General features: G+C 45.9%; 16 protein-coding genes, 1 tRNA gene, 3 pseudogenes and 1 CRISPR repeat array. Of the genes and pseudogenes, 11 read left to right on the top strand and 9 right to left on the bottom strand.

The window, feature by feature from the left end; translation table 11 throughout:
• Positions 1 to 14 precede the first annotated feature (14 nt).
• Positions 15 to 944: a segregation and condensation protein A gene (locus AADH33_RS03625; RefSeq protein ID WP_348549595.1), complete on the top strand. Its 930-nt coding sequence runs from the start codon at positions 15 to 17 to the stop codon at positions 942 to 944.
• Positions 945 to 969: 25 nt separating this feature from the next.
• A complete protein-coding gene (gene scpB, locus AADH33_RS03620) occupies positions 970 to 1,536 on the top strand; it encodes an SMC-Scp complex subunit ScpB (RefSeq protein WP_207969657.1) in 567 nt (188 codons plus the stop codon).
• A gap of 81 nt (positions 1,537 to 1,617) precedes the next feature.
• Here the strand turns inward: scpB and lolA are convergent, their stop codons facing one another.
• From lolA to rplU, 3 genes are all read right to left on the bottom strand, one after another.
• On the bottom strand, positions 1,618 to 2,304 hold the full coding sequence (lolA, locus tag AADH33_RS03615) for an outer membrane lipoprotein chaperone LolA (RefSeq protein WP_348549594.1): 687 nt from the start codon (positions 2,302 to 2,304) through the stop codon (positions 1,618 to 1,620).
• Between the two features lie 533 nt (positions 2,305 to 2,837).
• On the bottom strand, positions 2,838 to 3,095 hold the full coding sequence (gene rpmA, locus AADH33_RS03610; RefSeq protein WP_075100627.1) for a 50S ribosomal protein L27: 258 nt from the start codon (positions 3,093 to 3,095) through the stop codon (positions 2,838 to 2,840).
• Positions 3,096 to 3,187: 92 nt separating this feature from the next.
• Positions 3,188 to 3,499, bottom strand: a complete 312-nt coding sequence (gene rplU / locus AADH33_RS03605; protein ID WP_075100626.1) for a 50S ribosomal protein L21 — start codon at positions 3,497 to 3,499, stop codon at positions 3,188 to 3,190.
• Between the two features lie 579 nt (positions 3,500 to 4,078).
• On the opposite strand from rplU, the gene AADH33_RS03600 reads away from it, so the two are divergent.
• The 5 genes from AADH33_RS03600 to hemB all read left to right on the top strand — a co-directional run bounded on the left by AADH33_RS03600 (position 4,079) and on the right by hemB (position 13,402).
• On the top strand, positions 4,079 to 5,104 hold the full coding sequence (locus AADH33_RS03600; RefSeq protein WP_348549593.1) for a polyprenyl synthetase family protein: 1,026 nt from the start codon (positions 4,079 to 4,081) through the stop codon (positions 5,102 to 5,104).
• 594 nt (positions 5,105 to 5,698) lie between these two features.
• The gene (locus AADH33_RS03595; protein WP_348549592.1) at positions 5,699 to 7,111 is read left to right on the top strand and encodes an efflux RND transporter periplasmic adaptor subunit; all 1,413 of its coding nucleotides are present in this window, start codon (positions 5,699 to 5,701) and stop codon (positions 7,109 to 7,111) included.
• 35 nt (positions 7,112 to 7,146) lie between these two features.
• A complete protein-coding gene (locus tag AADH33_RS03590) occupies positions 7,147 to 10,377 on the top strand; it encodes an efflux RND transporter permease subunit (protein ID WP_348549591.1) in 3,231 nt (1,076 codons plus the stop codon).
• Positions 10,374 to 12,182 (top strand): efflux transporter outer membrane subunit, encoded by a 1,809-nt coding sequence (locus AADH33_RS03585; RefSeq protein ID WP_348549590.1) that lies wholly within the window; start codon positions 10,374 to 10,376, stop codon positions 12,180 to 12,182. The genes AADH33_RS03590 and AADH33_RS03585 overlap by 4 nt, the downstream gene beginning before the upstream one ends.
• A gap of 212 nt (positions 12,183 to 12,394) precedes the next feature.
• Positions 12,395 to 13,402, top strand: a complete 1,008-nt coding sequence (hemB, locus tag AADH33_RS03580) for a porphobilinogen synthase (protein WP_348549589.1) — start codon at positions 12,395 to 12,397, stop codon at positions 13,400 to 13,402.
• Positions 13,403 to 13,564: 162 nt separating this feature from the next.
• On the opposite strand, the gene AADH33_RS03575 is transcribed toward hemB, so the two are convergent.
• Positions 13,565 to 14,542, bottom strand: coding sequence for a glutathione S-transferase family protein (locus AADH33_RS03575; RefSeq protein WP_348549588.1), 978 nt, complete (start codon positions 14,540 to 14,542; stop codon positions 13,565 to 13,567).
• A 290-nt stretch (positions 14,543 to 14,832) separates the two neighbouring features.
• Between AADH33_RS03575 and AADH33_RS03570 the strand changes: the two genes are divergently transcribed.
• Positions 14,833 to 14,909 (top strand) — tRNA-Val (locus AADH33_RS03570).
• A gap of 220 nt (positions 14,910 to 15,129) precedes the next feature.
• On the opposite strand, the gene AADH33_RS03565 is transcribed toward AADH33_RS03570, so the two are convergent.
• On the bottom strand, positions 15,130 to 15,354 hold the full coding sequence (locus tag AADH33_RS03565) for a helix-turn-helix domain-containing protein (protein WP_348549587.1): 225 nt from the start codon (positions 15,352 to 15,354) through the stop codon (positions 15,130 to 15,132).
• A gap of 149 nt (positions 15,355 to 15,503) precedes the next feature.
• Here AADH33_RS03565 and AADH33_RS03560 point away from each other — a divergent pair, with 149 nt between their 5' ends.
• The gene (locus AADH33_RS03560) at positions 15,504 to 15,719 is read left to right on the top strand and encodes a DeoR family transcriptional regulator (protein ID WP_075102692.1); all 216 of its coding nucleotides are present in this window, start codon (positions 15,504 to 15,506) and stop codon (positions 15,717 to 15,719) included.
• A 26-nt stretch (positions 15,720 to 15,745) separates the two neighbouring features.
• Positions 15,746 to 15,928 (top strand): annotated as a pseudogene (locus AADH33_RS03555) (DUF3596 domain-containing protein); the annotation flags it as partial.
• Between the two features lie 145 nt (positions 15,929 to 16,073).
• Positions 16,074 to 16,560: direct repeats of the CRISPR family, unit length 32 nt; unit sequence TTCGCACCCATCACGGGTGCGTGGATTGAAAC.
• Between the two features lie 539 nt (positions 16,561 to 17,099).
• Here the strand turns inward: AADH33_RS03555 and AADH33_RS03550 are convergent.
• Positions 17,100 to 17,222, bottom strand: a complete 123-nt coding sequence (locus AADH33_RS03550) for a hypothetical protein (protein ID WP_348549586.1) — start codon at positions 17,220 to 17,222, stop codon at positions 17,100 to 17,102.
• Positions 17,223 to 17,795: 573 nt separating this feature from the next.
• Here AADH33_RS03550 and AADH33_RS03545 point away from each other — a divergent pair.
• Positions 17,796 to 20,087, top strand: a complete 2,292-nt coding sequence (locus tag AADH33_RS03545; RefSeq protein WP_348549585.1) for a TonB-dependent receptor — start codon at positions 17,796 to 17,798, stop codon at positions 20,085 to 20,087.
• A 284-nt stretch (positions 20,088 to 20,371) separates the two neighbouring features.
• On the opposite strand, the pseudogene AADH33_RS03540 reads toward AADH33_RS03545, so the two are convergent.
• The 3 genes and pseudogenes from AADH33_RS03540 to AADH33_RS03530 form a co-directional block, all read right to left on the bottom strand.
• Positions 20,372 to 20,821: pseudogene (locus AADH33_RS03540) on the bottom strand (pre-peptidase C-terminal domain-containing protein).
• Positions 20,822 to 21,059: 238 nt separating this feature from the next.
• Positions 21,060 to 22,285 (bottom strand): annotated as a pseudogene (locus AADH33_RS03535) (IS3 family transposase).
• 132 nt (positions 22,286 to 22,417) lie between these two features.
• On the bottom strand, positions 22,418 to 22,882 hold the full coding sequence (locus tag AADH33_RS03530; protein ID WP_207969678.1) for an NUDIX hydrolase: 465 nt from the start codon (positions 22,880 to 22,882) through the stop codon (positions 22,418 to 22,420).
• Between the last annotated feature and the right edge of the window lie 36 nt (positions 22,883 to 22,918).

Below are 22,918 nucleotides of genomic sequence, written 5' to 3'. Positions count from 1 at the left end.
GACAGGTGCTAAACATGCAAACCTCAACGACCAAACAATCAGCCGCTTTAGATAAAGCGGCTTTGTCTGCTAGCACACCTGGCAAAAAAGACAGCACCGCTATCAGCCAAATACCGCTACGTATCTATCAAACGCCCGTACAACATCTGCCCGATGATCTGTACGTGCCGCCTGGAGCCTTTGCCATTTGGCTTGAGCAATTTGCAGGACCACTTGATTTTTTATTGTATCTGGTCAAAAAAAACAACGTCGATCTCACGCAAATGCCCATCTTGCCTATCACAGAGCAGTATTTGGCTTATATCAGTGAGCTAGATACCGAGCATTTTGAGCTGGCGGGCGACTACTTACTGATGGCATCCACATTGATTGCGATCAAGTCTGAACTGCTGCTGCCCACGCCTGAGGTGCCAAGTGATGAGCGTGACCCAAAGGCAGAGCTGATCGAGCGCCTTGAAGAATACGCACAGATCAAGGCGGTCAGTCAGCGCTTGGACAATCTGGTGCGTCTTGAGCGTGATGTGTTTTTGGCGATGGTCAGCATGCCCAGCACCGAGGTGATGAGCGCCGAATTACCTAGCTATTCACCAACTCTGTTGATCGATAGTTTGTTTAAGATGCAATTGCAGCCTGATTATCAGATGCACACCATCAAGGTCGATGCCGTACCGCTGTCTGATCGCATCGCCAGCATCAGCCGTCAGCTAAGCACGGATGGCGCGCGCTCATTTTATGAGCTGCTGGACAAAACCCAAGGTAAGATCGGTGTGGTGGTCAGCTTCGTTGCCGTACTGGAGCTGATAAAACGGCAGCTGGTTGGCGTGATAAATACCGATTTAGAAAGTCGCCCTAACGATGCTGGTACTGATGCTGATGCTGATGCTGATACAGGATCTGCAGAAGACGACCACATAGGACAACTAACGCTACAGTGGCTGGCTTAATATTTTTTAGTAGAGAATATATGCAATGACAGACAACCAGCACCAATCGCCAACACAGACGGACGATTATTTAGAGACGATGAGTAAGCATATCGAAGTGCTGTTGCACGCATCAGAGACACCTCTTACTGACACGGTCTTAAAAAAACAGCTGTCGTTAACGGTCGAAGAGCTGACCCAAGCGCTAGAGCGGTTACAATTACGCTTAGCCAGCGGCGTGCTTAGGCTGTACAAGACCGCCAGTGGTTATCGACTACAAATCTCTGACGACTATAGCGCGCTCATTCAGCGCGTGTTTCCGCAGCGTCAAGAGCGCCTAAGCCAAGCCTTGCTTGAGACTCTAAGCGTCATCGCCTATAAGCAGCCTGTGACCCGTAGCGATATCGAGCATGTCCGCGGCGTGACGCTATCGAGTAACATCTTGCGCCAACTGTTTGATAAAGGCTGGATCGTCGAGGATGGCTATAAAGACACCTTAGGACGCCCTGCACTGCTGCATACCACGCCGCAGTTTTTGGACGCCTTTGGGCTGACGCATTTGGATGAACTGCCGCCTATGCCAGACATGGAAGCTATCCGAGCGATGTCTTAGAGTCTTGCTGCCATAAAAAAGGACAAACCACGCAAGGCTTGTCCTTTTTTTATCCATAGTCGTTTGTTTTGATGGCTAAACTTACTGATTGATGACGTCCACACCCTTTGGCGGAGTGAATTTAAACTGGCTACTACCAATACTGGGGTTTAGCTTGATATTGCTAAACTTGATAGACGTAGTCTGACCCAAACTGTCATTGAGCACCATCATCACAGGCTTGCCGCCGCTAAAGCTCATCGACAGGCTCTTAAAGCTCGCGCTATCGGCTTTTGGATAAAGCACGTAGTAGTTTTTATTGTCATAAGGCTGGGTGATTTTGAAGTTTTTATCAATTTTACTGGGATCACCTGACAGCAATAACGCTGGCGTGTTGCCTACTTGGCTATCGACATTTTGTTTGGTCGCTTGCTCTAAGTCTTTGTCATAGACCCACATCGAGTTGCCGTTGGCCACGATAAGCTGCTGCGACGGGGATTTGGTTTCCCAGCGAAAATTATTGGGACGCTGTACACTCATCGTGCCTGTAAAGGTGCCGCTATTGGCGCCTTTGGTGGTTTGGCTAAAGTTTGCGGTCATACTTTTGGTGTTTGCCAAAAGCTTATTTAAGCGCTTAGCGGCTGTTAAATTGTCCGCAGGGGCGGCGGTTGCTGATTGGCTGATCGCCATCATAGGAGCAGCCACGCCAAGCGATGTCATCAATACACCTGTCAACGCACTGCTCATCAGTTTTTGTGTTAAAGTGGTTGGTTTGCTAGATACAGTCATACTCATTCCTCTCTCAACATGCAAATCGCATAAAAATAAAATGTCTTCATTAAAATTGTTTTTTTCAATAAGTGCTCATCCCGCGCCAAAAAATCGACGTGAGTAAACAATGCAGACAGTGTGCCAGTTTTTTTATTACACGCCTAGTCATCGTTTGCAATCTTTACTACGGCTGCCATACACGCTTGTAACTGATTGACGCGCGGCGATTGTACATCATAAACCAAACGCACTGCCCTATGGCGCGCGATTGGGCAATTGTTTTAGATTCCTTCCAAACCGGTCGTCTAATAGACCAGTAGCCGTCTTTTAAACTCGTAAGCGGGCATACAATCGCTGATACAAAGCGCCCAACAAAACACTTAGCTCAAAGCACTTAGTACAAAACGCTCAATAACGTTCGTGAGAAATGACTGGCATAAAAAAAGCTCCTACTGACCTCAGACAGTAGAAGCTTTTTTGTTGTCATTTTATACAAATGAAAGATAAATAAAATGACGTCGCATCATTGCTAAGCCGTTATAGGCCATGAATTATGCGCTTTCAACCGATACATAACGACGGTTGAACTTACCTTTGGTCGCAAACTTTACAACGCCGTCATTTAGGGCAAATAAAGTATGGTCACGACCCATGCCAACGCCTTCGCCTGCGTGGAACTCTGTACCACGTTGACGTACGATGATGTTACCAGCTGTGATAGCTTGGCCACCAAAGATTTTTACGCCGAGCATTTTTGGGTTTGAATCACGACCGTTACGAGTCGAACCGGCAGCTTTTTTATGTGCCATGAGAAAATCTCCTTGTTAATGTGACTTACCGCCAATGCGATAACTCTTAAGCATTTAGTGCGCTAGTTTAGCGATAATCGCTAAATAGGGAATTAGGCATTAATGGCTTTGATTTTTAACAAGGTGTACCATTGGCGGTGACCTTGCTCTTTGTGATAGTGCTTACGACGGTTGTGCTTGATGATACGGATTTTTTCGCCGCGACCATGCTCAACCACTTCAACTTCTACGCTAGCGCCTTCAACAACAGGCTGACCGATTTTGACGTTATCGCCGTCAACAACCATCAACACGTCTTCTAGTTTGATTGTCTCGCCTTTTTCTGCTTTTAGTAGCTCAACTTTTAAAAGCTCATCGACGACAACGCGGTGCTGCTTACCACCAGTTTTGATTACTGCGTACATTGTATGACTCCGTTTAACCCGTGTGCCGTGGCTGATGTTATATCAACGCTTCGATAACGAACACGACAGGGAAAAATTAAAGGCAAGATTTTACGGCTTTTTGCTCATAAAAGCAAGCCGCGCCTCTTGTTTTTGTAAGGTGGTTACCTAGATACCATCGTCCGTATCTCTCTGCTTGTCAGTGACGATCAAGCTTTATAAAGGTGTTCGCTATTGCTACACACTTTTTATGGCCTGTGACTGTTTATAACCTACAATCAATGATTGTGAATGCCCAGTTACTTAGTCTAGCAGACACGCTAGCAAATACGACGCATGGCTAATCCCTAACGGTGGCCATTATAGCTTATACAATCAGTGACTTACAGTGCTTTATTTACTCTTTGGTTGTTTTTAATGTCTATTCTCGGTTGGCTTTTAGCGTCTACCTTCCCAGCCCAGCACCTATCCGCATCAGCGCACTACACTTTAACCAACCATTCAAAAACACAGCTATGCTATTATAACCAAAACGACGCCTTTGCTATATAAGACCGAGGCTACCAAACTTTTTTATTTTGACTGATATGACGATTTATTATGACCAGTACCCTTTTAGACACGAATACGCCTAACGCTCAGCCCACGCCCAGCTATGCCGATATCCAAAGTATCGTGGCCGATGATTTTGAGATCATGGACAAACAAGTATTTGGCAGCCTGAACTCCAAAGTACAACTCGTCATGAGCGTCTCACAGCATGTGATCAATGCAGGGGGCAAACGTATGCGCCCACTTATCACCTTGCTATGTGCTCGTATGTTTGATGACCACCCATCACAATCAGCCATGCATTTGGCGGCCATCACAGAGATGCTGCATACTGCGACGCTGGTACACGATGATGTCATTGATGAGTCAGGTCAGCGCCGTGGCAAGCCCACGGCCAATGCTACGTGGGACAACGCCACCGCCGTACTGGTCGGTGATTATCTGATCGCCCGCGCCTTTAATTTATTGGTTGGCTTTCAAAGCTTGCCGCTATTGCAAGTATTCTCTGATGGCACCTGTGATATCGCTGAAGGCGAAGTCTTGCAGTTGCAGCATCAGCATAATCCTGAGGCCACTGAGACCGATTATCTCAACATCATCGATGGCAAAACCTCACGGCTGTTTATGATGGCGACCCAAGGCGCGGCGATTTTGCAAGGCAAGACAGAATATATGCCAGTGCTTGGCAATTTTGGCCAACACTTCGGCAATGCCTTCCAAATCATCGACGATGTGCTCGACTACAGCGGCGACAGTGAGCTGATGGGTAAAAACCTTGGTGATGACTTGGCTGAAGGCAAGCCGACACTACCGACCATCAAAGCTCTTGAGCTCCTCAAGCAAAGCGACCATGAGGGTTATGAGCAATTAAGAATCGCTGTACAAACGGGCAAAACCCCCAATGCCGCGCAGCTCATCGAACTGGTCCGCCAATCAGGTGCGTTAGACTACTGTAAGCTGCGCGCCTTAGAAGAAACCAAGCTGGCGCAACAGGCGCTTGAGAGCTTGCCTGACAACCGCTACCGTCATGGTCTGTATCAATTGACTGAGCTTGCCAGCGCGCGCTTGCTATAGGCTGTAGTGTCATTAGCAGTAATATCGTCGCACTCTTTACCCAATGACCGGGTGATTAAGCGTTTATTTCCGCGGTCACAATTATGGCTTGCCAACGCCGATTTTTTGTAGACAGAGGCGACTTAGGAAGCAAAAAACACCTTAATGATTATAGGGCTTTGCATTTTTAACAAAAGTTAACATTTATTTTTGCTGATTAATAGCCGGTTATTGCTGCTCAGTTATTTGACATAACGCTGATATCACGGATAGTTAGCACTTATAGCGCTGCCAACATTGCTGATTTTTATGACAATCCGCGATATTAGTCACTTGACTGTGGGGTTACCCCTATAGTTTATAATTATTTATTCATTTTATACATCCATGTTGCCGCTTACTCATAGGTCTTCTACCCCTAAGCGGCGACTAAAACACAAAGCGTCTTACCGCGGTACCTCATTTATATAGCGCTATCAGATGTCCTAGTAGCGAGGTTTTGAAGATGGTATAGGTGCTTTGAATCAATATTAACTTTTATATTCAATACGCTTAGGTTTATTGATAAACTTTTTATACTGCCATTATTCTTTATACATATTGCCGAGGACATTGATGAAGCATTCTACTCTTGCGCTTGTAATAGCATCTGTACTATCTGGAGCTGTACTGGTTGGCTGTGACAAAAACGAGGACGCCGCTGGCGCTGAAGCCGCTCAGCAGCAGATGCCGCCTGCGGTCGTCAACGTCCAAACCGTTACATTTGATACCGTCCCTCAAGTACAGACATTCTCTGGACGTACCGCCGCGTATCAAACCGCTGACGTCCGCCCACAGGTCAATGGTGTCATCGACGAAGTGCTGTTCCGTGAAGGAAGCAACGTCAAAAAAGGCCAGCCCCTTTATCGTATTAATACCGACAACTATGCGTCTTCTGTCGCCAGTGGGCAAGCCGCGGTGCAGCAAGCACAAGCCAACTATCAGACAGCACAGGCCAACAACGCCAATGCCAAAGCTGAGCTAGCCAGCCGTCAAGCCTCATTGGCACAGGCGCAAAACGACTTACAACGTCTGCAAGGGTTGGTCGATATCGATGCCATCTCCAAGCAGCAATACGAACAAGCACAAACCGCGGTACGCACCGCACAAGCTGCTGTACAAAGCGCGGCTGCCGCTGTCGGACAGACCCAAGCGGGCATCGAAAGTGCCAAAGCAGGCATTCAAACGGCTAAGGCTGGGCTACAAGCCAGCACGCTAGACCTCAACCGTACCATCGTACGTGCGCCATTGACGGGTCGCACGGACCGCTCAAGCGTAACGGCGGGTACACTAGTGAGCGCAGGTCAGCCTGATCCGTTGGTGACCATCTCTCGCTTAGACCCTATCTATGTCGATATCAGTCAGTCATCATCTGAGCTACTAAAGCTACGCCAACAAATATCTGAAGGCAAAGCACAGCCAGGTATGAACTCTGTGGAGCTGGTATTAGAAGACGGCTCGGTCTATCCGGTACGCGGTAAGCTTGCGCTGTCTGAGGCCAAAGTCGATGAATCCACAGGCGCGGTCACCTTGCGCGCGATTTTCCCAAATAGCAACAATATCTTGTTGCCAGGCATGTACGTCACCGCTCGCCTCACGCAGAGCGTCATCACCAACGCCGCCTTAGTACCACAAAGTGCGGTCATGCGTACGCCTAAAGGCGACACGCAAGTGTACATCGCTGACAAAAACAACAAAATCCAAGTGCGTCCAGTCACCATCAATGGTACTTATGATGGACAATGGATCGTCACAGATGGCCTGCAAGCGGGTGATAAAGCGGTCGTGATTGGTGGCTCGAAGGTCAAACCTGAGCAAGAAGTGGTGGTAAAACCACTAGAGAGCGCCAATCCAGCACCATCTGCAAAAGGCTCTGAGGCCAAAACACCGCAGCAAGCGGCAAAAACAATGGATAAGAAGCCAGCTGGTAATGACACCTCTGAAAACAACGCTACCAAAGAAAAATCTACAGAAGCCGCTGCTAAATAATTCCATTCAAAGATAGGAAGACTTAGGGAAATACTATGTCACGTTTTTTTATTAATCGCCCTATTTTTGCATGGGTGCTGGCTATTTTGGTCATGCTCATCGGGGTGATATCGGTCATCAATCTACCGATCGAACAGTATCCACGTATTGCACCGCCGACGATTTCGGTGAGTGCCAGCTATCCTGGTGCCAACGCCCAGACCGTCGAAGACTCCGTTGTCCAGATCATTGAACAACGTATGAAGGGCCTTGATGGCCTGATGTATATGTCATCGTCGAGCTCCTCAAACGGTAGCGCCTCTGTGACGCTCACCTTTGAAAACGGCACAGACCCTGATACGGCACAGGTACAAGTACAAAACAAACTACAAGCGGCCATGAGCTCGCTACCTGAGTCGGTGCAGCGTCAAGGCGTCAACGTCAACAAATCCTCTAGCAGCTTTTTGATGGTACAGGGTTTTATCTCCGAAGACGGTAGTATGGATCGTGCGGATATCGCCGACTATATCAACTCAAACGTCGTCGATCAGCTAAGCCGTGTCGAAGGGGTGGGTGAAGTACAGGTGTTCGGTTCGGCGTATGCTATGCGTATATGGCTGGACCCTGCGCGCTTGCGTAGCTACAACATGGTGCCCTCTGATGTGGTCAATGCGGTACGCTCACAAAACGCGCAAGTCTCAGCCGGTCAGTTAGGGCAAGCACCTGCTGACACCGATCGACAAGTCATCAACGCCACCGTCACCGTACAGAGCTATCTACAAACTCCTGAAGAGTTTAAAGATATCTTGCTAAAAACAGACACATCGGGCGCGCAAGTACGCCTCGGCGATGTCGCTGATGTCGAAATCGGTAGTGAAAACTATAGCGTCATCTCCTTGTATAACGGTCAAGAAGCGGCAGGTCTAGGTATCTCATTGGCTGCAGGCGCAAACGCGCTAGAGACCCGTGAGGCGGTCGGCGCACGTATGGCTGAGCTAGAAGCCAACTTCCCAGCAGGCCTTATCTCTGTTGTGCCTTATGACACCACGCCATTCGTACGTTTGTCTATCGAGCAAGTGGTTCATACACTGATCGAAGCGATCGTGCTGGTATTTATCGTCATGTTTATTTTCTTACAGAACTGGCGCGCCACTATCATTCCGACCCTTGCTGTCCCTGTCGTTCTACTCGGTACTTTTGCTGTACTGTATGTCGCAGGGTTTAGTGTCAACGTCTTGACCATGTTTGCGATGGTACTGTCCATCGGTCTGTTGGTCGATGATGCCATCGTCGTGGTAGAAAACGTCGAGCGTATTTTAGAAGAAGATCCGCATATCTCTATCAAGGATGCCACCCTACAGTCTATGGGTGAAATCAGTAAAATCGTTATCGGTATTGCCTTGATATTGTCAGCGGTATTCGTACCGATGGCTTTCTTTGGCGGATCAACTGGGGTCATTTACCGTCAGTTCTCCATCACCTTGATCACCAGTATGGTACTCTCTGCCTTGGTCGCGCTGATCTTTACGCCAGCGCTGTGTGTGACCCTACTAAAACGTAGTAAGAGTCACGAAAAAGGCAGCAACGAAGAACAAAAAGGCTTTTTTGGCTGGTTCAACCGCGGGTTCTTTAAACTTAGCCGCTCGTATGAAAACTTCGTTGGTAAGAGTATTCGTTTTAAGTGGTTGTACCTGATCGGCTATGCCGCCATCATCGGTATCATGGCAGTGGTGTTCTTGCGTATTCCAGGTTCGTTTTTGCCAGAAGAAGACCAAGGTATTATGTTTACCTTAGTCCAGCTTCCTGCTGGCGCCACGCTAGATGAAACACAAGACGTACTCGATAAAGTCAGTAACTATTACGACACCCAAGAAGGCGACAATATCGCCTCTGTCTTTACCATTGCAGGCTTTAGTTTTGCTGGACAAGGGCAAAACATGGGTCTGGCCTTTGTGCGCTTATCTGACTGGGCGGATCGTCCTGGTGAAGAAAACACCGCACAGGCTGTCGCTGATCGTGCCATGGGATATTTCTTTACCCAGCTAAACGAAGCACAAGTCTTTGCCATCGTTCCACCAGCGATTACTGAGCTGGGTAACGCCAGTGGTTTTGACTTGATGATTCAGGATGCCGGCAACCTCGGACACGAAGGCCTGCTCGAGGCGCGCAATATGCTGCTTGGTATGGCCGCGCAAAACGATCAAGTCGCAGGCGTGCGCCCTAACGGCCAAGAAGATGCGCCGCAGCTCAAAGTCAATATCAACCAAGAGCAGGCTGCCGCTTATGGCCTATCGCTTGGCAGCATCAATAGTGTTATTTCTACAGCTTGGGGCTCAAGCTATATCAACGACTTCGTCGATCGTGGTCGTATCAAACGCGTCTTTGTCCAAGGCGAGCCTAGCAGCCGTACCAACCCAGATGACATCGGTAAGTGGTATGTACGAAATGATACGGGCGATATGATTTCATTTGACGCGTTCTCTAGCAGCGAATGGCAATCAGGCTCTCCGCGTCTGACCCGTTATAACAGCTTGCCTTCTATGAACATCCAAGGTAGCGCCGCGCCTGGTCTTAGTACTGGTGAGGCAATGAGCGCGATGGAAGCCATGATGGAAAAACTGCCTGATGGCGTCGGCTACGAGTGGACGGGTATGTCGCTTGAGGAGCAAAAATCAGGTGCTCAAGCGCCCATGCTATATGCGCTGTCTATCTTAGTGGTATTCTTATGCCTAGCTGCTCTATATGAAAGCTGGTCTATCCCCTTCTCTGTCCTACTGGTGATTCCACTTGGGGTATTGGGAGCGGTGATATTTACTTGGCTACGCGGCTTTAACAACGATATTTACTTACAGGTGGGTCTACTCACTGTCGTTGGTCTGTCTGCCAAAAACGCGATTTTGATTATCGAGTTTGCCAAAGAGCACCAAGAAGAAGGTTATAGTCTAAAAGAGGCGGTAATGACCGCAGCACGTCAACGTCTGCGCCCAATTATCATGACCTCACTTGCCTTTGGACTCGGTGTTGTGCCATTATTCCTCGCCACAGGACCAGGTTCGGGCAGTCAAAACGCCATTGGTACCAGTGTGGTTGGCGGGGTTGTCACCGCGACATTCTTAGGTATCTTCTTTATCCCTATGTTCTACATCTGGGTGCGTAGTTTGTTCCCGCACAAATATGAGAACAATCAACCGAATGATAAAGATGGTGGCAGTGGTCCAACTGGCCCACAAACCCCAACGCCTTCTGAAAGTTATCAGCCTGCAAGCTTTGGAGACAATACACAATGAGTGCTCAAAAAACCTTAACCCTAAGCTCAGCTGCGGTAGCCAACACGGCTACCCCTGCCCACCCAACGCGGGCAGCACTGCGCAAAAACGGCGGTCGTCTTATCGGCTTGACCGCCTTGGCGCTCAGCATGGCAGCCTGTAACACCATTCCAAAGGCGGATATGCGTCCTGTATTGGCTGAGCCCAATGTGCCGATTGAGCAAACCTACGGCGCATTTGACAAAGAAACCGTCAGTAGTGGCGAGCAGCCAAGTATCGCAGGACAGCGCTGGCAGGACTTTTATAGCGATGAGCGCCTAAAAGGTCTGATTGCGTTAGGATTGGAAAATAATAAAGACTTTGAAAGTGCGCGCCTTGCAATTGAGAAAGCGCGCGCGCAATATCAAATCACTGACATCAATGATTTGCCTGCGATCAACGCCAGTGGCGGCTACAAGCGTCAGGCGCAAAATAGCGTCGATAAGAACCCCAACAGCAGCTATAACGTCAACCTAGGCTTGGCCAACTATGAGCTGGATTTTTGGGGCAAAATTGCCAGCTTAAAAGATCAAGCCTTGCAAAATTTCTTAGCGACGAGCGCCGCCAAAGACGCCACGCAAATCAGCTTGATTAGTAACATCGCCCAAAGCTATGCCAACCTAAGCTATAGCTTGGCGCAGCTAAAACTGGCAGAAGCCACTGCTGAGAGCCGTGAGCGCTCGCTGTTTATTGCCGACAAACGCTTTGAGGCTGGGGTCGATCCCAAACTGCCCTCATTGCAAGCCAGCGCGTCTTTAGAAAATGCCAGACTGGCGGTACTACGCGCCCAGAGTAGTATTTTGACCTCGCGTAATGCCTTGCAGTATCTGATTGGCGCCCCGATTCCAAATGAGCTGATTCCAGCGCCTGCCGTCAGCAATATCACAAGTCAGCAGATCTTTAATGCCGGCTTGCCAAGTGAGCTGTTGCGTTATCGCCCTGACGTCCTACAAGCAGAGTACAGCCTCAAAGCGGCTGGTGCCAATATCGAAGTGGCACGCGCCTCTTACTTCCCCTCTATCAGCCTAGCCAGTAGTGTGGGCGTGAGTAGTGGTAGTTTGGATGACTTGTTTAAGAGCGGCTCGGTGGGCTGGTCGTTTGGCCCAAGTATTAGCGTGCCTATCTTTGATGCAGGTCGCCTAGATGCCAACTATGATGTGGCCAAAATCGAGCGCGAGCAGACCTTGGCAAATTACGAAAAATCTATCCAAACCGCCTTCCGTGAAGTGTCAGATGTATTGGCCACACGTGCGACGCTAGGACAACAGCTCGAAGCACAGTATCGTCTACAAGACAACTTTGAGCAAACCTATCAGATAGCAGATGCACGCTTTAAGGCTGGTATCGCAAACTATCTAGACGTACTCGATGCCCAGCGCTCGCTGTTCTCAACTCAGCAAGGTATCTTGGATTTGGAGCTACAAAAAATCGTCAGCCAAATCGAGCTATACCAAGCGCTCGGTGGCGGTGCCAACCTTGATGTACCAACAGCCATTCCCGTACCACACAAAAACTTGGTACAATTGGTCAACTTACCTGCTAGCACCAACAAAGCAAAAGCAGTAAACGCTATCGAGGCTGCCAGCTCAGCACGGGTAGCCTCGCCGCAAGAAGCAGGTGCAATCAAGCAAGCGCAGGCCAAAGAGACCGCAAGCTTTGAGCCAACTGCGGTGGTCGATGTCAATGACGATGGTACAACAGATGCTGCAGTCGGGGTGATCACCGAAAAAACCACCTTTGACACCAGTACAGAGACCGTCCCTGTGACCCAGATCGTTGAACCATAAGCAGTCTTAACGAGGGCAAGGCAACACAATACCCCTCACCCTAACAGTCGATACGTACCATCAGCCCTACCGACTTGGTAGGGTTTTTTGCTTTTGACCGTGGCTATTGGGTACAGTAGTCAGACCATACTAGCCAGCCTCACATAGCCGTATCAGACGGCAACGCTTAGAGCATGTAAACCCATCAAACAAAACAAATATAAGGAATGATTATGAGCTATACCTTTAACCGCCAATATCCTGCCACTCGCTTGCGCCGCTTACGTTATAACGACAATGTACGCGCGATGATTCGTGAAGTGGAACTACACCCCAAACACTTTATCGCCCCCGTTTTTGTCTTAGAAGGTAAAAATCAGCGTGAGGCCATCTCTAGCATGCCAGGGGTCGAGCGTCTATCTATCGATCTGCTGATCGATTATGCCAAAGCACTATTAAATGAGGGCGTCACAACCATCGATATCTTTCCCGTCATTGACAATGCCCTAAAAACCCCAGACGGCAAAGCAGCCTACGATAAAAATGGCCTGACAGCGCGCGCAGTAAAAGCCATAAAAGACGCCGTACCAGAAATGGTAGTGATGACTGACGTAGCACTAGACCCGTATACCTCACATGGCCAAGATGGTCTGCTCGACGATAGTGGCTATGTCATCAACGATGCCACCATCGAGGTATTGGTCAAGCAAGCCCTCGTCCATGCACAGGCTGGCGCTGATATCATCTCACCAAGTGACATGATGGATGGCCGTATCAAAGCCATGCGTGATGCCTTTGAGAGCGAAGGTCTTGTCAATACCGCTATCATGGCTTATTCTGCCAAATACGCCTCGGCTTATTATGGACCATTCCGTGATGCTGTCGGCAGTGCAGGCAACCTAAAAGGTGGGCACAAAAAACAATACCAAATGGACTTTGGTAACCGCGCCGAGGCTCTACACGAGGTGGCCATGGACATCAACGAAGGTGCCGATATGGTGATGATCAAGCCCGGTCAGCCTTATCTGGATTTGATTCGCGAAGTCAAAAACACCTTTGGCGTGCCGACTTTTGCTTATCAAGTATCTGGCGAATATGCCATGCACATGGCCGCGATTCAAAATGGCTGGCTGACTGATGCGGTGATCTTAGAGTCTTTAATTGGCTTTCGCCGCGCGGGTGCCGACGGCATCTTGACCTATTTTGCCTTAGAGGCAGCGCGTCATCTAAACAACGCTTAAAGATAAGTTTAATCAATAACTTATCATTCAAAAACGCCCCAGCTAACATCGGTCAGCTGGGGCGTTTTTTGTTGTGATATTTTTTATCAGTATCCGTTAACTTCTGCCTGCGAACCTTTTAAACACACAGACAATTTGATAAATAGTCACTTTAAGACAGACTTATGCCTTATCACGCTGATGTGGTGAATGAAAATCAATCGCAGGCCCGACAGGGACGATACGTGTTGGGTTGATATTGGCATGACTGCCATAATAGTGCTGTTTGATATGCGTCATATTGACCGTCTCTGCGACGCCTGGCACTTGATACAACTCTCGCAGATAGCCCCATAGATTGGGGTAATCAACAATACGGCGTATGTTGCATTTAAAATGACCAAAATACACACTATCAAAACGAACAAGCGTGGTAAATAAGCGCCAATCTGCTTCTGTGATCGTCTGGCCGACCAAGTAACGCTGCTGGGACAAGCGCGCCTCGAGCATGTCTAACGCCGCAAATAGCGCCGTCACTGCCTCTTCATAAGCAGCTTGCGTGGTAGCAAACCCTGCCTTATAGACGCCATTGTTTACCGCTGTATAGACCCTATCGTTGATCTCATCGATTTCGGCTATCTTCTCTGCTGGCAAAAAGTTACCAGCACGCGCGCCGACCTCATCAAAGGCGGTATTAAACATACGGATGATCTCTGATGACTCATTACTGACGATGGTGTTGGTTTTTTTATCCCACAAGATAGGCACCGTGACGCGCCCTGTATAATCAGGCTTCGCCGCAACATATATCTCATAAGCATAATCGGCATCGTGTAGCGGATCAGCAATCACGCCCTCGCCCGCGGCAAACGTCCAGCCCTTATCACCCATAAATGGATGCACAACCGACAACGACACCATATCCTCCAAGCCCTTGAGCTTACGATAAATGGTGGTGCGATGCGCCCAAGGGCAAGCCAGTGATACATACAGATGATAACGGTTTGGCTCGGCTTTAAAACCGCCTACCCCTGATGGGCCTGCGCTACCGTCTGCGGTCACCCAGTTTCTAAAGCCTGCGTCCTCACGCTGAAAGCGGCCCCCACTGGATTTTGTGTCATACCACTGATCTTGCCACTTACCTTCGACTAATAATCCCATAACCTATCCCATTCTACGTTAATATCATCATAGCCTTGTCACCGTCATCATTGAGTCCTGACATCAAACAAAACAGTCTGAACAACGACCTCTGATCAAAACCATTGCTCTTTTATGAAAACCACTGAGCCTTTATGAAAATCATAGTAACATCAATGCCGGTGATATCTCTATAAAGCCATAAAAAGCCTCAATCTGGAAGGAATTATAAGTATTTTCATAATAATTCAATTTTTTTATAAAAAAGGCTTGCAAAGTCTTAAAAACTTGCTAAAATGCTCAACCTAAATAGGCGTATAGCTCAGTTGGTTAGAGCGCTACCTTGACATGGTAGAGGTCGCTAGTTCGAATCTAGTTACGCCTACCAGATTCGAAAAGCCCCAATCTTTATGATTGGGGCTTTTTTATGCCTGTTATATAAGGGCTGTAGCGGAAATATTAGGTTAGCATTAACCAAAATCTTCATACTTCCAGCCACTTCAAAAGTGCTCAAAAATATCTGTGTGCCCAAATTGTGCCCAAATTGCGCCTTCTCTAAATTTTACTTATATATAAAAAAACATTTTCGACCTTCACTCTAATCCTCTTCACTCTCCATTTTCTACCAAATTATTTGGTACGTAAGTGAACAAATCACCCACTCCTATATCTAGTGCTTCACAAATTTTATCCATAGTTTCAAAGTCTATTCTTGATGTTTGCTCATTATAAATTTTGTGCATTGTAGATTTACTAATACCTGTCATCCGTATTAAATCTGCTACCTTCATTCTGCGTTCAGCTAATAGTACTGGCAAATTACATAAAATCATAAGAAAGTCCTTAATAAGCAAAAAAGTACTTGCATCGAACTACAGTTACTTGTAAAGTACCTCTATCGAACAACAAAGTTGTTCTATATGTTAGATTTGTTTGTCGATAAGCAATATAAGTAGTTCAATAAACTCATAAGGAATATATTATGTCACACACCTACCTAACAACCCAAGAGCTTTCTGAGCGTATCAAATATAACCCGCGTACCATTCGTAACGACTTAAAGGACACCGTACTTATCGAAGGCATTCATTATATTCGTCCGTTTGGAGGTCGCAAAATACTGTATGTGTGGGAAGAAGTCGAAAAAGATATGCGTACCAGCATTAAAGGTACTGTCAATGCCATGGCCCTACAATAAGAACCATTACAACAAGGAGAATTATAATGGCCAGCATTAGAGTAAGAAAAGGCAGTAATAAATTATTTGTCGATTTTAGATTCATGGGTATCCGATGCCGAGAGATAACCAATCTAGTCGACACTCCTGCCAATCGTAAAAAACTTGAAAAAATTATTGAAAAGATGGAAGCGGAACTTACGTTAGGCATTTTTGATTATGCCAAGTATTTTCCTAAAAGTGATAAAGCACAGGAGATGGTGGCGCTGCGTGATCGTAGGGCTTGTATTGAAACTGATATGCCAGCGTTTAAAGAGTTTGCGGCGCTTTGGTTCTCTGAAAAAGAGATTGAGTGGCGTGACACCTATAAACGTATTCGCACCCATCACGGGTGCGTGGATTGAAACGACCTAAAAACTAACGCCCTAGCGGTTGTTGGGTTCGCACCCATCACGGGTGCGTGGATTGAAACAGTTAATCAACTAGGAACTGCTGTTCCTAGCTTTTCGCACCCATCACGGGTGCGTGGATTGAAACAGTGTATAACCACCAAAAACCACGTAACGTAGGTTCGCACCCATCACGGGTGCGTGGATTGAAACTGATGCTTGCCCTGCCAAAAGCACATCATTACGTTCGCACCCATCACGGGTGCGTGGATTGAAACCAGCCCTGCTCTGGTGTCAATTCATGCCCTGTTTTCGCACCCATCACGGGTGCGTGGATTGAAACGGTGGCGCTATAGGTGCTCTCTGATATGCTCTTTTCGCACCCATCACGGGTGCGTGGATTGAAACGATAATATCAAACGGTAGATGACGGATGCCCTCTTCACACCCATCACGGGTGCGTGGATTGAAACAGTCATTGGACATCCTCTAGTCGTGGTTGCATTTCACACTGTCCAGTGTTCATCTTTGAGCATAGTGTGAGGCATAGCGAACGATATCTTTTTTGTGTGAGAAATTAAAGATTAACCGTTCGCTTTTTTTTGCCATTAATTTGTCGCCAATGTTCAACACGCCCTAATGATAAGCTGGTAAATAAGTTATTCTGAAAAATACATATAAAACGCATCTCTCTAAAACAAAACTTGTAAAAGCTCTACTGACTGTCTTAGAATGGCATTGTTAAAAATCCTGTCTATTTTGTTAAGCCTTCTTTCTAAATTGCATCAACTTTAGGGTTTAGTCGAACAGGTCCACTTATCCATATATGTTACTTATACAGCATTCATAATGCTGAAAACACGATGACCCTATCATGTCTACTAAGCATCGAAAGCTTGTTTTACGATATTCATCACCAGTAATGATGTGGTTTGGCATGTTGGTCGCATGTTTCGCTTGGATCATGCACATCACGCTTTTTCTAACACCTTTATGGGACGATAACCCTCACTTAGGTCATGGCGTCTGTGCTGAGCTTGCACCAGTAGTATCGGTCATCAAACAGTATGAGCAAATACAGACTGATATTGCGTACACCAATCATCACATACCCATTGATAGTGCTGCTCATCATTTACCACACCAAGCATCGACTGCGACCGTTAAGCCTGTCATAACGGTTGACGCCGCATCTTCGCAGGCAGCCTTATATAACAAAGATAAGGTTGAACGCTCTGAATCTAACCCTAATGCCGTCAAATACCGTGGCTGCGACCTTTGCACTGTCATGTCTGCGGCACTATTACCAGTCGCTTTTACACATACTGACTCGGCTTTGATTGAGCTGTCTCCTGTCTCAGTCACATTTTTATATCGCTCACATAGTTATTATTCGGTTAGTTTTCTAAGACCCCTCGCACGCGCTCCTCCACTAGTCACATCCATATAATCATTCACATTTATAGGCCAATATTTTTAGAGCATTAATAACGATACTCCCCATCAACGCACATACTTGGCATGTTGATTGAGGTGCTTGTATACGCTTGCTTAAAAAAACCATGCTCAAAATTCTATCTCTTTATATCGAGAAACATTCAGTAAATGCTTACTCTAAGCCCATAAGTGGCTTGTCTGACATTCTATCTTGGTAAAAACTGAATAATCGATTTCATAAAATATTTTTGCAAATTTCTAGGAACATAAGATGTCATCTTCATCAATGAACGTTGTACCTATTTTAAAACTAAGTGTTTTAGCCTTGTCTTTATTGCATATCAGTAGCGCTTATGCCGATTCTACAACCGTAAAGGCGTATACGCATACTACGGATGATGAGCCACATATCCGATTGCCAGAAATCGTCGTTTATGCGAAGCCATCTAGTACCGATGCCCTTGGAAAAGCAGCCAGCATTAATCAAAAATTTATTAACAGCAAACAAGTGGCAAGCAGTGATACGGCCACTATACTGACAAAAATACCCGGTCTTAATGTACAAAGTGCTGGTGGTATCTCAAACCTACCTGTGATGAGAGGCTTGGCGGACAATCGTCTACGTGTTTTAGTAGATGGTGTTGACTCAATCGCCTCTTGTCCAAATAGTATGAACTCACCCCTTTCTTATATCGCACCAAGCTCTGTAGATGAAACCACCGTCTATGCAGGTGTGACGCCTGTGAGTGTCGGTGGTAATAGTATTGGTGGCACTATCGTTGTCGAAACAGCAGAGCCTGTCTTTTCAACGGATAGCGACATACTAACTTTAGGTGAGATTGGCACATTTTATCGTAGCAATGGTGATGCTTATGGTGCCAACTTGTCGACCACAGCGGCAAACGATCAACTTAGCCTCACCTATAAAGGCAGCTTCGCACAGGCAGATAACTATAAAGCTGGTGGTAATTTTAAATCTTATACCCAAACAGGGAATCCTAATAAAACATTAGCAAAAGATGAAGTTGGTTCAACCGCTTATGAGAGCAAAAATCAATCATTAGACATTGCTTATAAGAATGGTAATCATCTGCTACAAGGTACTTATCTGTGGCAAAACGTACCAAAAGAGCTATATCCAAATCAGCGGATGGACATGCTCGACAATCAGCTTGACCGTATTAATCTACGCTATCAAGGAGAGTTAAACTGGGGACAGTTAGAAGCACAGGCCTATCATGAAGATGTCGATCACTATATGAATTTTGGAGAAGACAAACAGTTCTTGTACGGTGCCGCTAAAGGTATGCCTATGAGTACCAACAGCAAGACGATTGGAACCAATTTAAAAGCGATTGTCGACTTAGCTGAGCAAGGCACACTTAATATAGGGGCTGAATATCAAGACTATACGCTTGATGACACGTGGGCAGCATCTGGCAACGGTATGATGTCGCCAAACAAATTTCAAAATATCAACAATGGTCAACGTCAGCGTATCAGCATCTATGGCGAATGGGAAAAAGACATCTCTCCTGAATGGACAACTCAGCTTGGTACCCGCTACGAAAACGTACGTACCAGTGCTGATGAAGTACATGGCTATCAAGTCGGTGGTCAAAACAATATGACCAATCAGTTGCGAGATAGCGCTAACTTTAATGCCAGCGACCGTAGTACCACTGACCACAACATCGACGTCACCGCGATCGCCCGCTACAACATTGATGCACAAAAAACCTTAGAGCTGGGGCTGTCGCATAAAGAACGCACACCCAGCCTCTATGAACGCTATACGTGGTCGACATGGCCCATGGCGGCTGTCATGAATAATACTGTTGGAGATGGCAATGGCTATTTTGGTGATCCCAATCTGAGTCCTGAAAAATCAAATACCCTATCAGCTACCTTAGACTGGCGCGCTGATGATGACAGCTGGGGTATTAAAGCCACACCTTATTATTCATATATTGATGACTATGTTGATGCCGTACAGTGGAATCGTATGACCAATACAGCGGCGGGTACTCAAACAACTAATCAATATAATGTACTGCGCTATACCAACCAAGATGCTGAGATATATGGCATAGATATCTCAGCCAATCGGGAGTTGGCAGCAAATGCTTGGGGGTACTGGGATATAGTAGGCTCTTTAAGCTATACCAAAGGGGAAAATAAAGACAGCGGCTCAGACTTATATAACATCATGCCATTTAATGGCAGTGTCGCCCTGAATCGGGAAAATAACGGTTGGACAAACCAAATCGAAGTGGTGGGTGTCGCGGCTAAAAAGGATGTATCCACCCCTCGCAACGAAATTAAAACCGCGGGTTATGGTCTCTTAAACCTCAGTACGGGCTATCAGTTTAAAGAGGTCGCAATTGAGGCTGGTATCGATAACGTATTTGATAAAAACTATGCATTACCTCTAGGGGGCGCATACATGGGTCAAGGTAGAACCATGTCTATGAATAAGGAGATAGATGGCAGCTCTAACTGGGGCACATCTGTGCCTGGCATGGGGCGCTCATTCTATATAGGTGTCAACTATAAGTTTTAGTTGTCATTAAGATAGATTTCTAACTTTTTTTATACCATTTCCAAAAATGAGAATAACAAAGAAAACTTGTGTGATATGGCCACTAACAGGTTTAATAAGTCACACAAGGCTAATCGTATTTTTGGATTTGGTATTATTTTATGGAACCATCTTTAAGACTATAGTATTGTTCACTGCGACAGTTTATATAAGATTTTTAATGCAGCGCATTGTTTTATTGATTATGAAGCTGTATTCATATATGTATCAGTATAGAACAGTAATAGGAGAGTAAACTTAGATACCTACAAAATAGATATCTCTAGCCAGTATACAGGTTTTTTCCCTCTAGATGCCTGAGAGCGTGGCTGAAGAACACGCAACTCATATTCACCTGAATATGGGAGCGTGTAATAACCTTTATCATCCACTTCAGGTGCGTACTCTCCTACGTTAACAGAATTTGCTAGATTCTTATGGAATAAATAAGTGTCTACATTCCCTCCCGCTATTTTGACAGAAAGCTTTTGGTTTTTTTTGGCATAAAATGTATAGGAATCATACTTATTGCCTTTTAATTACCCATAATAGTTGGCTGAGCTGGCACCTTTTTTAAATTGAACATCAACAGCTTTAGCCACTGCATCTGAAGATGCAGATGCAGATGCAGATGCAGATGCAGATGCAGCCATGACTGTAGGGCTGACTACTAGGATAGGAAGTGCAAGTAGAATAGAAGTAGTTAAGTTTTTCATATTTTAAACACCCGAGCAGTAAAAAACACTGATTTTAACTTACTTCACACTGTTAAATTTTATAGATATGTTACATTAGCATTGCTAACATAAGAAGTGTATGGATAAGGTATTAATTAACCTTACCCGTACTGAGTAGTATGAATCAATGCACTAGCCTACCGCAAACCAAACCATGGTAATAATCCGAATTGACCCCTGCCGTCAAATCCGTACAGTTAAACTTGGGAGATTTTAATTACGCAGCCTGACGATAATAATCAAACCACACCTGTCTTGGCGATTTATAGCCCAAGCCCTTTTGAATCCTCGTTTGGTTGTAGTACAGCTCGATGTATCTAATAATATCGTTGATAGCTGTAAATCTAGCCTTATAATCCTGATGATATACCAGCTCATTCTTTAAGACGCCCCAAAAACTTTCTATGGGAGCGTTGTCGAAACAATTGCCACGACCACTCATTGATCCTATAAACTGATGCTGATTGATGATCTTGTGATAAGCATGGCTACAATACTGACTACCTCTATCTGAATGCACAATCAGTCCTTTACTTGGGCGTTTATTCTTAATGGCCATGTTGAGTGCACGGCATACTAAGTCTGCTGTCATGCGTTTATTGATAGCATAGCCAACCAGCTCTTTGGTGTATAAGTCTTTGACTCCAGCTAAGTACAACCAGCCTTCACTTGTCCAAATATAAGTGATGTCACTGACCCAAGACTCATTAGGACGCTTAGCATCAAACTGCTGATCTAGCACGTTTGGATAAACAAGCTTGTTATGATCGGAGTCAGTAGTGACTTTAAAGCGTTTGTGACGACGGCATTTGATGCCGTATTCTTCTTTTATGCTTCTAACCATGTATAGGCTAATGTCATGGCCTTGCTCTGTTAGCTTTGCATGCAAACGCTCAACACCATAACGTTCTTTAGTTTCATTGTGAGCGGCTTTAACCAGTAGCTCACAATGGTTGCGATGTATCTGTTGATCGCTGAGACCGCGGCTTATCCAGTCGTAGTAGCTTGATGGCTTTACGTTTAATACACGGCACATGGAGCCGATACTAAAGAGCGGCTGATTGTCTTTGATAAAGGCGCACCTAACTAGCTGTGCTTGGCAAAGTACGCCGTGGCCTCATTCGAGCATAGCTCTCATCTTGCGTCGGGGCGAAGCAGCGCTTCGCTTTATCCCTCCTCATTTAATATCTCTCGTTCCTCTTCAGCCACTTTAAGCTGTCGTTTAAGCTGCTTTATTTCCTGAATAGCTGCCATAAGATCAGGATCATATTGTTCTGTGCCGATAAGCTTGCCTTGATTGGCTTTATTGTGCCAATTAGATAAGGTCTGCATGGAGATGCCAAGCTGCTTTGCGGTCGCTGAGATATTGCCATTATTGTCTGCTATCTTCTTGACGGCCTCGGCTTTAAATTCGTCACTGTAACTTCTTACTTTCTTGGTCATGATAAACTCCGATTAATACGCTTAGTTTACCAAGTTTACATCTACGGTTTCTTCAGCATAGCTCATTCTGTGTAACTCACACTTCTTAAGTTTAACTGTACGGATTTAATGAAAGAGAACATGTTTTCTATTTTAGAGCAACTCAAAAGCTTGTAAAGCAACCTCTTTAACATCTAAGCTAAGAGCTAAATCTGTATTAACCAAATCTTTAATATCGAAAAAATTAGCTTCTAGGGCATCATCTCCTGCTAGAGGATCACCAGAAACCCAAATACAAAGTACGGCTACAAGAACAAAATGGTGGCGAAGCTTACCACTACTATCAAAGTCAAACGCGTCAACAGCGTTAAATGCTTTAGAGGCATTTGATACAATACCTGTTTCTTCATAAAGTTCACGAACAGCAGCATCTTTAACAGTTTCACCACGTTCGATTTTACCGCCAGGAAAACCCCATAAACCAGCATCAGGTGGATTAGCACGTCGAACTAAAAGTACTTTCCCATCTTTGAAGAGTACCCCAATAGTAGCTGCTATTGGACGTAGGCACTGTGGATCGTATTGTATTATAGGCACATTAATTAGCTTATCAGACATAAGAACTCAGTTGAAAAAAGGATAGAGAATACTAAA

This window comes from Psychrobacter sp. KFRI-CH2-11, from assembly GCF_038239325.1.
Taxonomy (GTDB): domain Bacteria; phylum Pseudomonadota; class Gammaproteobacteria; order Pseudomonadales; family Moraxellaceae; genus Psychrobacter; species Psychrobacter celer.
This window is presented reverse-complemented; position numbering and strand designations above follow the sequence as displayed.